The organism is Methylotuvimicrobium sp. KM2, from assembly GCF_038051925.1.
Taxonomy (GTDB): domain Bacteria; phylum Pseudomonadota; class Gammaproteobacteria; order Methylococcales; family Methylomonadaceae; genus Methylotuvimicrobium.
In genome coordinates this window covers 2152070-2164101 of sequence record NZ_CP150634.1, presented here as the reverse complement: position 1 = coordinate 2164101, position 12032 = coordinate 2152070, and the positions used below count along the sequence as shown (strand labels likewise).

At 47.2% G+C, this 12032-nt stretch carries 11 protein-coding genes; 8 read left to right on the top strand and 3 right to left on the bottom strand.

Annotated elements, in window-relative coordinates:
* Positions 1-2 precede the first annotated feature (2 nt).
* From WJM45_RS09240 to WJM45_RS09215, 6 genes are all read left to right on the top strand, one after another.
* Complete coding sequence (locus WJM45_RS09240) at positions 3-539, top strand: septation protein A (protein WP_017838945.1); 537 nt, start codon at positions 3-5, stop codon at positions 537-539.
* A gap of 3 nt (positions 540-542) precedes the next feature.
* Entirely contained in the window at positions 543-845 is a 303-nt protein-coding gene (locus WJM45_RS09235; protein WP_017838944.1) for a YciI family protein, read from the top strand.
* Positions 842-1114: a BolA family protein gene (locus WJM45_RS09230; RefSeq protein WP_017838943.1), complete on the top strand. Its 273-nt coding sequence runs from the start codon at positions 842-844 to the stop codon at positions 1112-1114. The genes WJM45_RS09235 and WJM45_RS09230 overlap by 4 nt, the downstream gene beginning before the upstream one ends.
* A gap of 20 nt (positions 1115-1134) precedes the next feature.
* Positions 1135-2109, top strand: a complete 975-nt coding sequence (locus tag WJM45_RS09225; protein WP_341328653.1) for a peptidylprolyl isomerase — start codon at positions 1135-1137, stop codon at positions 2107-2109.
* 738 nt (positions 2110-2847) lie between these two features.
* Complete coding sequence (locus WJM45_RS09220) at positions 2848-4326, top strand: YdiU family protein (protein ID WP_341328652.1); 1479 nt, start codon at positions 2848-2850, stop codon at positions 4324-4326.
* An 856-nt stretch (positions 4327-5182) separates the two neighbouring features.
* Complete coding sequence (locus tag WJM45_RS09215; protein ID WP_341328651.1) at positions 5183-5638, top strand: hypothetical protein; 456 nt, start codon at positions 5183-5185, stop codon at positions 5636-5638.
* A 61-nt stretch (positions 5639-5699) separates the two neighbouring features.
* On the opposite strand, the gene WJM45_RS09210 is transcribed toward WJM45_RS09215, so the two are convergent.
* Positions 5700-6278 carry a YolA family protein gene (locus WJM45_RS09210; RefSeq protein WP_341328650.1) on the bottom strand — a complete coding sequence of 193 codons (579 nt, stop codon included), beginning with the start codon at positions 6276-6278 and terminating at the stop codon, positions 5700-5702.
* Between the two features lie 512 nt (positions 6279-6790).
* Positions 6791-9217, bottom strand: a complete 2427-nt coding sequence (gene ppsA, locus WJM45_RS09205; RefSeq protein WP_341328649.1) for a phosphoenolpyruvate synthase — start codon at positions 9215-9217, stop codon at positions 6791-6793.
* Positions 9218-9538: 321 nt separating this feature from the next.
* Here ppsA and WJM45_RS09200 point away from each other — a divergent pair, with 321 nt between their 5' ends.
* Together WJM45_RS09200 and WJM45_RS09195 are read left to right on the top strand one after the other, a co-directional pair.
* Positions 9539-10045, top strand: coding sequence for a hypothetical protein (locus WJM45_RS09200; protein WP_341328648.1), 507 nt, complete (start codon positions 9539-9541; stop codon positions 10043-10045).
* A 46-nt stretch (positions 10046-10091) separates the two neighbouring features.
* Positions 10092-10478 carry a 4a-hydroxytetrahydrobiopterin dehydratase gene (locus tag WJM45_RS09195; protein ID WP_341328647.1) on the top strand — a complete coding sequence of 129 codons (387 nt, stop codon included), beginning with the start codon at positions 10092-10094 and terminating at the stop codon, positions 10476-10478.
* Between the two features lie 340 nt (positions 10479-10818).
* On the opposite strand, the gene WJM45_RS09190 is transcribed toward WJM45_RS09195, so the two are convergent.
* The gene (locus tag WJM45_RS09190) at positions 10819-11409 is read right to left on the bottom strand and encodes a PilZ domain-containing protein (RefSeq protein WP_341328646.1); all 591 of its coding nucleotides are present in this window, start codon (positions 11407-11409) and stop codon (positions 10819-10821) included.
* Positions 11410-12032 lie beyond the last annotated feature (623 nt).

Below are 12032 nucleotides of genomic sequence, written 5' to 3'. Positions count from 1 at the left end.
ACATGAAGCAACTTTTTGAATTTTTCCCTATCATTTTATTTTTTATCGCGTTTAAACTTTACGATATCTATATAGCCACGGCTGTAGTCATTGTCGCAACCATTCTTCAAGTCGCCTTCACTTGGTTTAAATATCGAAAAGTCGAAACGATGCAATGGGTCACACTGGGGCTAATTCTGGTCATGGGCGGCGCAACAATTTATTTGCAAGACGAGCAATTCATCAAGTGGAAATTGAGTATTGTCGAATGGCTGTTCGGCCTGGCTTTTCTGGCTAGCCAGTTCTTCGGCGAAAAACCGTTTATCGAACGCATCATGTCCGCCAATATCACATTGCCATCGCCGATCTGGCGACGGCTTAATCTAATGTGGGCCTTGTTTTTTATCAGCGTCGGTTTTATCAATCTTTATGTGATGTACAACTTCAACACCGACGACTGGGTTAATTTCAAAACCTTCGGCGTACCCGGTTTGATGGTTGTTTTTATCGTATTACAAATGCTTTATCTCTATAAACATATGCCGGATACCGAGGAATAAACCGTGCTCTATGCAATTATCAGCACTGATACCGATAACAGCTTGGACAAAAGAAAATCGACCAGACCGGCTCATCTTGCCAGGCTACAAGAACTCCAAGACCAAGGCCGATTAATTTTAGCCGGCCCCCATCCCGCCGTAGACTGTGACGATCCGGGAGATGCCGGTTTTACCGGCAGCCTGGTCGTCGCCGAATTCTCCGATCTTGAAGAAGCCAAGCAATGGGCCGATGCCGACCCCTACCTGGAAGCCGGCGTTTACGCAAAGGTTACCGTTAAACCATTTAAAAAGGTATTACCTCAATGACTACCGAAGTAATTAGAAAACTGCTCAACGACTCACTCAAGCCCGAGCAAATTGAAATCATAGATAATAGCGCGGCCCATGCCGGCCATATCGGCGCCCAAAGCGGCGGCGGCCATTACCATGTTACGATCGTATCCGAGGCTTTTGAAGGTAAGACCTTGGTGCAACGCCACCAACTTATTTATAAAGCGTTGGGCGATATGATGAAACAACAAATTCATGCCTTAGGCATAAATGCGATGAGCCCCAGCGAATACACCAACCCGTGAAACTTACAAAGGAAACCTAAATGACCAATAAACTCGTTCCATTCTTTTTAATCGGCGCTTCGCTTGTAGCCGGTTGCGACAACCAACAGTCCTCAACGACAGCGCCCATGGCGCCCAAAGTCGATATAGCCGATGCAGTCGCTTCGGTCAACGGCGTCTATATCAGCAAAACCGCATTGCAAGAGCTTGAAAGTGACATTGCCGAACGCACCCAAGGCCAATCTTTTCCGAAAGATAAGTTAATCGAGGAATTAGTTCAACGGGAATTGCTGGTCCAAGAAGCACTGCAAAAACAACTCGACAAATCGCCCGAGTTTATTCAAAGAATGGACGTCGTTAGAAAATCCTTGCTTTCGCAGGCCGCCTTACAAAACTATCTAAAATCGAATCCGGTGACCGATGAGGAAATTAAAGCCGAATACGAAAAAAATGTCGGCGGCGAAAACAACATGGAATACAAAGCTCGTCATATTTTGGTAAAAACCGAGGATGAAGCGAAAAAAATTATCGCACAACTCGATAAAGGCGCAAAATTCGACGAACTGGCTAAAAAAACTTCTACCGGACCTTCAGGCCCGGAAGGCGGAGACCTAGGCTGGTTTGCACCAAGTCAAATGGTAACGCCATTCTCCGAAGCAGTCATAGCGCTTGAAAACGGCAAATACACAAGCGAACCGGTTGAAACCCAATTCGGCTGGCACGTTATCTTGAGAGAAGACTCACGCCAACAAACCATGCCGGCGCTAGAAGAAGTTAAAGAGCAAATAACGCCTTACTTGCAACGTCAAAAAGTTCAAACGATGATGGAAAACCTGCGTGCCGGCGCTCAAGTCGAAATCCTGATTCCAATCGAAGCGCCAGCGGCCCCGCAACTCGGTGAAACAAAAGCACCTGAAACCGAAACAGAAGCCGCCCCGGCCGAAGAATCTCCAGCCGCCGACCAACCCGCAAGCGAAAAGTCTTCGGAATCGTTAGAAGCGCCGGCAGATCAATAAAGGTTACTCCTCTAGATAAAACAGCTACACAATAGTATCCGCCCGCCTGCGGCGGATACACCGCTTTTTGTTTATCCCGCCTTAACCAATTTCCTGATTAACAAGTTTCTTCAGCTAAAGCCCAAAGATCAGCATATCCCTAGCAGGACGGAGTGCAACTATTCAATACGCGGCAATTCTCGTTCCCACGCTCCAGCGCTCATCGTTATACATAAGTCAAAAATTACCTTTTTGCAATCTTAACCAATGAGACCTCGATACCATTTATTGTCACTTAACACTCGCGGATCACCTAGCGCTAGGCGATCCGCGTAGGGTACGCTGTGCGTACCATGGTAACCCCGCGATGTTCATGTGCCAACCGAACCGTCAGGGCACGGCTTTGGTACGCGCAGCGTACCCTACAACTTATGCATAACGATGAGAGCCCCAGATTGGGAAAAACACCCCGGAAGCTTCAGCTTCCTGAACAGGTTACCCAAGCTTGGAGCTTGGATAACAGCATATTTTAGTTTTAGCGACTACGACTGGCCCCTGCGCGGACACTTGGCTTCGGCAAACAGAAGCATCTTGCTAATCAGGACTAATTTATCAGTTAAATCCAATCATATCTTTTGGCTAATTCCCTAGTATTTTAGTAAACTTTTAAACCATTATACCGTCCAATTTATATTTTTATTTAGGACGTTATTTTTGACACAGCCCAACTCAAACACTTTGCTAAAAGCCAATAGAAACATGATGCCTTCATTTAACTTCGATAACACCTATGCCCGCCTACCCGAACGTTTCGGTACGCGCTTAAATCCTACGCCGGTACAAGATCCTCGCTTGATCAAACTGAACAGAAACTTAGCGAATCAGTTGGACTTGGGACTGGATGAACTCGATAACGAAACCGCGGCGGCACTCTTTTCCGGCAATCTCGTTCCGGAAGGCGCGGAACCGCTCGCCATGGCTTATGCCGGACATCAATTCGGAAACTTCGTACCTCAATTGGGAGACGGCCGGGCAATTTTACTCGGGGAAGTTATTGATCGCGCCGGCAGGCGCTGGGATATTCAACTAAAAGGCTCGGGACAAACGCCCTTCTCGCGCCGCGGCGACGGACGTGCCGCATTAGGGCCTGTTCTTCGCGAATATTTGATTAGTGATGCGATGCATGCACTCGGCGTTCCTACGACACGCGCTCTGGCCGCCGTAACGAGCGGCGAACCGGTATTCCGGGAAACGCCGCTACCCGGTGCCGTATTAACGCGCGTTGCTTCAAGCCACATTCGCATCGGCACATTTCAATATTTTGCTATGCGAGAAGACTGGAAAGCCGTCAAGCTTTTAGCCGACTACGCAATAGGCCGTCATTACCCGGATTTGAAATCCGCATTGAATCCCTACTCGGCATTGCTGGCAACCGTTCAAGAACGGCAAGCGTCGCTGATTGCACGTTGGATGCATGTCGGTTTTATCCATGGCGTCATGAACACCGATAATATGACGATATCGGGCGAAACGATCGACTACGGCCCATGCGCATTCATGGATCAGTACAATCCGGACACCGTATTCAGCTCAATCGACGATTTTGGCCGTTATGCCTTCGGCAATCAGCCACGAATTGCCCAATGGAATTTAGCAAGGTTCGCGGAAACCTTATTACCGCTACTCCATGACGAGCAAGACTCGGCAATCGCTATCGCCGTTGAAATCATCAATCGCTTTCCGGATATTTTCGACAATTTTTGGCTGACGGGCATGCGTCGCAAACTAGGCTTAGCCACCGTGCAACAGGACGATAAACAACTGATCGATTCCTTGCTTCAATTGATGCAGCAACATAAAGCCGACTACACCAATGTTTTTCGAGCGCTGAGTCATATCGCCGAGGGACCCGCTACAGAACCGAACCTGAATGGTTATCTGCCAAAAACACCGGACTTTGACAATTGGTTAGAGCGCTGGCAAATCCGTCTCGATCAAGAAACGGAGTCTCCGGCACAACGAGCCGAAGCCATGCGTCAAGTCAATCCGGCTTATATTCCGCGTAACCACAAGGTTGAACAAGCATTGAGCGCGGCGGTTCAAGATGAGGACTTTTCAAAATTTGAAGCATTGCTCGACCTACTTAACAAACCATTTACCGAACAACCCGGTTGCCGGCATTATCAAGAACCGCCTCAACCCGATGAGCGTGTTTATCAAACGTTTTGCGGGACTTGATTATCCTAAAAAATCATTTCACCATGAAGGACTTGAAGATACAGCATTTTCAATGTAATTATTCAGATCCCTGCATCTAAAACAAGCTGGAACTTTGCCTCCCTCTTTGTAAACATCGGTGTCTACACAAGTTTTCAGCTTTATAAAACAATTAGTTAAGTTAATTTGTCTGTAATCTAGGATAAAAAGTAGACTAAAAACTTCAATTTTTAGTCCCTATCTTCATAAAAAACTAGAAGTAACTTTATAACAACATGATTTTAAAAGACAAAGATGTATAGATACTTATGCTTTGTAAAAGGGGGATTTATTTAAAAAATCTCCCTTAACCCCTCTTTTTCAAAGAGGGGACTGAATAATTACCTCAATTCTCCTTCCTTCATTACCCTCCTGCGAGATGGGTTATTTAACCTGCCTCCAACGTTTCGACTTGCTTCGACCACGGTTGAAACGTTTCGGACGGGGTTGCAAACCCCGTCCTGCCAAGGCCTATGCCACTTTACTTCTTCCAGCGTCACCTGATATTTACAGATAAAATAGGGTAATAGTTTTTAAACAGTTACTAAATAAACAACCAAGACGCTCAAATTCATAAATTTTGAGACGTCAAAAATCTGACGTGCATTGAGCTATTCCTGGAAGAAATTTGCCATCTGGCAGCATTTTGCCGTTCACTGGCAGCATTTTGCCGTTCAAAAGTCATCCAAACGTCGAATACCGAATCTTTAGCTCCTGTTCACTGCTCAAATGATCCCTATTTCATGGAAAATTAAAGCGATTTTTCCAAAGGACGACAGACAGGCGCAAGTTTTGCTTAGGCTATAGTGCAATACTTACCATTGAAGGAGTGACCGTAATGAAAATTGATACAGCAACCAGCTACCTACACACCAACCAGCGAGCGCAGTCTTCGGCCGCTGATCTCAACGGCGCTACGTCGTTCTCGACCGCGCTAACTACATCCACGGTGAAGACCGACACGGCCGGCGTCAAGCAAACGGATTTTACCAGCATGACACGTCAAGAAATGCGCGATTGGGTCAATGGTCAAATTCGTAGCGGAGAAATGTCACTCGATGACAGCCGGTCTTTCATGGCAATGACGATGAAAGTTCCGGCCGGTGTTGGCGTCGGTAGCGAGTTGCCGGCTGCTGACGGTGAACGTATCGACTTCACGCAAAGAGTTCGCGCCGGCATCGAGGGTGCGCTATCGCGCAATGACCAAACAACGCTTAAGATGCTGGAATCGGCCAGGCAAATCATGAGCCATAGCCAACAAGGCCAGACTATCGGCATCGATACTCGCGCTTAGAAATGAAAAGGGCCGGTACACCGGCCCATACTACATTAAGGATTAAGAAGGGTTCAACGGATCAAAGAATACTGATCTGTACCGACATGGTATTCCACGGCGAATTGATGGAAGTGTTTTGATACTTGAAAATGCCGTTCTGGTAGCCATCGACGTTGTATTCGTTCAGGAAGCCAACGACAGTTTGTCCCGCCGTGCAGGGCCACGAGTAGTAACCGCCTGTAATGCATACGGGTGTGCTTGCATACATAGCCGAACCGGGCAGTACCCCACCATTCATCCAAGCAATCCGGCTGCTTCCATATCCGATTTCCAGAACAGCGGTTCGGAGTTGGGCACCGCCGTGATCACACGTCGTTACCGACAAGCCGACGGTGTATTCCCACCCACAATTAGTTGAACCAACGGCATAGACCCACATTTGCGTTAGCGGCGGTGCTGGGGCACGTACGGCACCGGGCGGAACCTCAATATTGTCGGTAACTTTTGCCGGGATAGCTTTTTCTGAACTAATTAGCTCTGGGAAAGCTATCAGGACTTCTTGCCCTTGTGGCGCAACTATTTGCGATTCAGCATGAACAGTAGCACTGCTTATCGCCACCAAGGACAGCAGAAAAGTAAGATTTAATTTTTTTATCATAGTAAACACTCCATAAACAATAATTCCAAATGTATTTCAATGTAGGCAACGAATACTGCCCGGAAAGCAGTATAGCTTTAATACTAGCAGTTAATAGGTTGTTTTTACGTTAATTATCATTTTATTGTTGTAGTTCACATATATTTATCCACAGATCAACACGACGATTTTGGGCGCGGCCGGCGATTGAATTGTTGTCGGCGACATAATCGCCAGCAGACAAGTAATTACCTGATTAGCAAGTTTCTTCAGCTAAAACCCAAAAACCAGGATATCCCTGGCAGGACGGGGTTTGCAACCCCGTTCTAAACGTTTTGACTTTGGCCGAAGTCAGCCGAAATGTTTAGGGCAAACCGAAACGTTGGGGACGGGTTAAATAACCCGTCCCGCAGAAGTCGCTGCGGTTACGACTGGCCCGCTCGGGCACTTGGCTCCGGCAAGCTGAAGCAGCTAGCGAATCAGGAGTAATTATTGCAAGAGTGCCTGGGTTTGGGCTAATTGAGCGCGAAGGGCTAATAGTTTGGCTGTCTCTCCCTTATTGTTTCTTCCAGAGCCAAAATCCGCTGAGTCGTCTGCAACACCGTATCCGGATTCAAACTCATCGAGTCGATGCCGATTTCGACCAAATATTCGGCCATTTCCGGATAATCGGACGGCGCCTGCCCGCACAAGCCGGAATGCTTGCCGTTACGACGTGCGCCTTCCACGGCCATACGGATCATTTCTTTGACGCCCGGGTCGCGTTCATCGAAATCTTCGGCAAGTATTTCGGAATCCCTATCGACGCCGAGCGTCAATTGAGTCAAATCGTTCGAACCAATCGAAAAACCGTCGAACAGTTTCGAAAACGCATCGATACGAATGACATTATTCGGAATTTCGCACATCACATAAATTTCGAGCCCGTTCTCCCCTCTTTTCAAACCGAGCTCGGCCATATAATCCAAAACGCGCACAGCTTCTTGCTCCCGGCGGCAAAACGGAATCATAAGAATCACGTTGGTCAAACCCATGTCTTCGCGAACCCGCTTCATTGCTCGGCATTCGAGTGCGAAGCCTTCTTTGTAATCGGGGTGAACATAACGCGAGGCACCTCTGAAACCGATCATCGGATTCGCCTCGTCGCTCTCGAACCAGCGCCCGCCGAGCAAGGTTGCATATTCGTTAGTCTTGAAGTCGGACATTCTGACCACGACAGGTTTCGGATAAAACGCTGCCGCGATCGTACCGACTCCCTCCGCAAGACGCTCGATGAAAAAATCCTCCGGTTGTGCATAATGGCGGGTCAAGCGTTTAACCGTTGCTTTTTCGTCGGCATCATGTATGCGTTCAGGATGAATCAGCGCCATCGGATGAGCCTTGATAAACTCAGTAATGATGAATTCCATCCGCGCCAACCCGACGCCGTCATTCGGCAAAAAGCTGAGTTTGAATGCCAATTCCGGATTGCCCAAATTCAACATGATTTTAGTTTTCGGTCGCTTCAATCCGGAAAGATCGGTCTTATTGACATCGAAACTCAACTCGCCTTCATAGACCTTGCCGGCATCGCCTTCGGCACAAGATACCGTGACAGTCGTACCGGTCTTAATCGTTTCGGTCGCATTGTCGCAGCCGATCACGGCCGGGACACCTAGTTCGCGGGCAATGATCGCTGCATGACAGGTACGCCCGCCTCGATTGGTCACGATCGCGGCCGCCGTTTTCATGACCGGCTCCCAATCCGGTGTAGTCATGTCGGTGATCAACACTTCGCCGGGTTTAAAGGTATTCAATTGGCTGACATTTTTGATTACATGCGCGGTACCGACCGCGATCTTGCTGCCGACCGCTCGTCCAATCACAATCGCCTCGGCCTTTTGTTTTAATTCGTATTGTTCGAGCATCGTGCCGCTCAACTGCGACGCAACCGTTTCGGGGCGTGCCTGCACGATGTAGAGTTGCCCATCCAGACCGTCCTTCGCCCATTCGATATCCATCGGTCTAGGCTGATTTGCCTTCGCGCTGTAATGCTTTTCGATCTTGATCGCGTAATCGGCCAAGGTCAGCACCTCGCCGGCGCTTAGGCAAAATTGCGAACGCTCTTCGGCAGATGTCACGACATTACAAGTTTGCTCTCGCGTGCGGCCTTCGCTATAGATCATCTTGATTTTTTTAGCGCCAAGCGACCGCCGAAGTACACAACGATGACCTTGCTCGAAGGTCGGCTTATGCACATAAAACTCGTCCGGATCGACCGAGCCCTGCACGACATTTTCACCGAGACCGTAAGCACCGGTGATAAATATCGCGTCCTTAAATCCCGATTCGGTATCGATCGAAAACATCACGCCGCTCGACGCTAAATCCGAACGGACCATTTTCATTACGCCGATCGATAACGACACCTTGAAATGATCGAAACCTTGATCGACCCGGTAATGAATCGCCCGATCGGTAAATAGACTCGCGAAACAACGCTTACACGCATCGAGCAGGGCTTGTCCACCATGTACATTTAGATAGGTATCCTGTTGACCGGCGAAGCTTGCGGTTGGTAAGTCTTCTGCCGTCGCCGAACTTCTAACCGCAACGGTCAATTCTTCATCGTATTGTCCTTGAAGTTGATCGAAAGCACGGAGAATTTCATGCTCTAATTCTTCTGAAAGAGGCGCTGCGTAAACGATATCTCGCGCTTTTCTGGCGCGTCTAGCCAAATCGTTCACATCATCGGGATTCAATGTATCGAGCGCCTCATGCAAGGCTGCCCAGGCATCCGCCTTATCGAGCATGTGCCGGTATCCTTCAGCTGTAATTGCAAAACCGTTCGGCACGCAGATGCCTTCGGCTGCTAGTTCGCGGTACATCTCGCCCAGCGAGGCATTCTTGCCGCCAACCAAAGGAATATCCTCGATCGTTAGCTCCTCAAACCAACGGATGTACTTGAATTTTTCTGACATGTGCGTTCCTCCGGTTTTTGCTCAACAGTCTCAATCATTGTAGCCGGTTGATTATCAATCTTCACACATGATTAACACCCAAGCAATAGATTCATTGGCAAATACCATCGTTGAGATACAATCCTTTATGGCGTCACATTTTTTACAAATCATGGGCTCATTTATAGCCATCGTAGATCAAAATTCGGCGCCTGGGTGTCCGCTAAAGGACGCCGTGAATACGTCCATGTAGGCTCTATGCCAGCTCCATGCTGGCAAAGCCTGTATCGGACACCCAGGCGCCTCCTCAGGTGCTGCCGAAATTTTAAGTGCGAAAAATATATGCCAATTTTCATTTTAACTTGCCTATCCCTGGGCTACCTTGCCGATAATAATCATCCGCTGGTTGCCTATTTATTGTCGCCGTTTGTCGTTCCGCTCATGGGATCGGTAATGGCGGTTAGCGGCATCGGCGTATTGGTTAATAAACCCAACCATCTTAACTGGCATGACATTTATGCATCGAGCACGTTATTCGTATGGTTTGCTTATTGGCATCGTTTTTTCGAACCCGATGCGCCGATGTTCATATATTTCCCATATTTTCTAGCTTTCGTTTCGCTTATAACGGTAATACTTTTTGTCGGACAAAGGAAAAACATCGATCAAGAAACGCTGAGAGTCATGTTAAAGATTGCCGGGCGCAAGCGCCTACTGTCTTTGATAACGATGGGTTTTTCTGTTGTCAGCTTATTGCTTATTGAACATTTTTTGCTATTTCCCATCGCAATCACGCTATTCATTATCCAATATTCATTGTTAGAATGCGTCAAACAAGATGAACAATAACGCCTTTCACTACCATTATTACGATTGATTCCAAGAGGTCATCATCATGAGCTGGAGAGAACGCAAACACGAAGAAACCTATTCCGATCAAGAGGTAGAAGCTAGACTCAAAGCGGAATTACCGAACTGGTATCTCGAAAAAGGATGGATTCGACGCAAATATAAAACAAGCGGTTGGAAATCGACACTGATGATCGTCAATACCGTAGGTCACCTAGCCGAAGCAGCCTTCCACCATCCCGACCTTACCGTGTCCTATGCTTTCGTTATCGTCAAATTGGTCAACCACGCCGCGAAAGGCATCACGAATAAAGATTTCGAACTAGCAAAAAAAATCGAGGAGGTTGTCATGTGGCAGCCCGGATTAGACCAAAATTCATCGCTAGAGGGCACACCGGACGACCCTCGTTTTAAATATATCAAATACGATTGAATACTATTGCTTTCGGACACAGGTATTCAGTCAGCTTGTAATGATTCACACCCCCTATCGTTCCCAGGCTCCGGCGCTCATCGTTATACACATCTCTGTTTGATAGCCGTCATTCCGGCAGGGATTGCCGGAATCCAGGCTGCATGGATAGCTTGAGGGCGACCATCCATGGCACTGGATGCCCGCGTCCTGCGGGAATGACGGCACTTGTGTATAACGATGAGCGCTGCCGCGCGGGAATGAAGACCGAGACGCTCTAGCGTCTCGTACCGCTGGAGCGGTACTCAGGCGTTCCCACGCAAAGCGTGGAAACGATAATTACCGGGGACTGAATAGTTACTCATTCACTACTCAAATAACGTAAGCCTATTAACGCACCATTTTTTTCTTGCTCTTGTTCATGTTGTATCCAACAAATCTTAGCCATTCCTTTCATTTTTAGGGATTCGGAATATAAACTAACCACGGCATTCGGCAACAAATCTTTGTCGAGATCTTTTACATAGATCATTAGGCCGTCTACCGAAATGTTTTTTCCTTCGAATTCTACTCTCTTGTTATTAAGCATCAAGAACCCAACAAAAGTCTGTTTTTTACGATAGTATTGACGCTTTAACCATAAGCGATCGGCATTGTAAATAACATGCTTGAATTCCAAACCCATCAAGATATTATTATCTTTTTCTTTTATCCAGATAATTTCAACTTCGCCGGTTAGCATTAAGTCTTTAACAAAAATTTCAGCCGCACTGTTTTCATTAATAAACGATTCAAAATCGCTAAAGGTAGACAACAACCTCCCGGGCACGATTTCGATCAAGATACCATTCACTGAAACATCGTGACTAATAAAGTCCAATGTTTCACCTGCTAAATGCAACTTTCCTGAAGAAGTTAGGTTTTTTCTATATTCTTTTCGTTCTCGAAACATTGGTATACAACCTTGCCAATTAACTATTTATCAATAAGGATAGACCAAATGTTGCCGGTTGAATAAGAATTTATGGCGTATTTGACGACTGTTGAGGCGTGTTATACCTTTCGTACTTCAAATTTTGGCAGTGCCGGAGGAGGCTTCGGGGTGCTCGATAAAGGCTTTGCCAGCATGGAACTGGCATAGAGTCTACATGGCCATATTTACCTAGCACCTAAATGGTAATTATTCACACCCGCTATCGTTCCCACGCTCCGGCGCGGGAATGAAGACCGAGACGCTCTAGCGTCTCGCACCGCAGGAGCGGTACTCAGGCGTTCCCACGCAGAGCTTGGGAACGATAATTTCCGGGGGGCTGAATAGTTACCCTAAATGAGCCATGATTTTTGTATTATTGCCAAATACCTATGGAATTTAGATGCTGGGCCTTTGACGGGCACCCCGAGGCCGAATTTTCATCTACGATAAGTATAAACGCTTAGAATACGAGGATAATCTTGCCGTTTGCCTACAGACTCTCTAAAACAGGTAAAAAATGACTTCTAAAATCTTGCCTATTAAGCCATGATTAGGCTTTGAACCTTTTATGCTAAACCATTATTTACCAGGGGCTAGTATGT

Excerpts from the sequence above, each read along its gene's own strand:
- ppsA (WP_341328649.1), bottom strand. The coding sequence starts at position 9,217 with ATGTCAGAAAAATTCAAGTACATCCGTTGGTTTGAGGAGCTAACGATC.
- WJM45_RS09220 (WP_341328652.1), top strand. The coding sequence starts at position 2,848 with ATGATGCCTTCATTTAACTTCGATAACACCTATGCCCGCCTACCCGAA.
- WJM45_RS09210 (WP_341328650.1), bottom strand. The coding sequence starts at position 6,278 with ATGATAAAAAAATTAAATCTTACTTTTCTGCTGTCCTTGGTGGCGATA.
- WJM45_RS09225 (WP_341328653.1), top strand. The coding sequence starts at position 1,135 with ATGACCAATAAACTCGTTCCATTCTTTTTAATCGGCGCTTCGCTTGTA.
- WJM45_RS09230 (WP_017838943.1), top strand. The coding sequence starts at position 842 with ATGACTACCGAAGTAATTAGAAAACTGCTCAACGACTCACTCAAGCCC.
- WJM45_RS09215 (WP_341328651.1), top strand. The coding sequence starts at position 5,183 with ATGAAAATTGATACAGCAACCAGCTACCTACACACCAACCAGCGAGCG.
- WJM45_RS09200 (WP_341328648.1), top strand. The coding sequence starts at position 9,539 with ATGCCAATTTTCATTTTAACTTGCCTATCCCTGGGCTACCTTGCCGAT.
- WJM45_RS09240 (WP_017838945.1), top strand. The coding sequence starts at position 3 with ATGAAGCAACTTTTTGAATTTTTCCCTATCATTTTATTTTTTATCGCG.
- WJM45_RS09195 (WP_341328647.1), top strand. The coding sequence starts at position 10,092 with ATGAGCTGGAGAGAACGCAAACACGAAGAAACCTATTCCGATCAAGAG.
- WJM45_RS09190 (WP_341328646.1), bottom strand. The coding sequence starts at position 11,409 with ATGTTTCGAGAACGAAAAGAATATAGAAAAAACCTAACTTCTTCAGGA.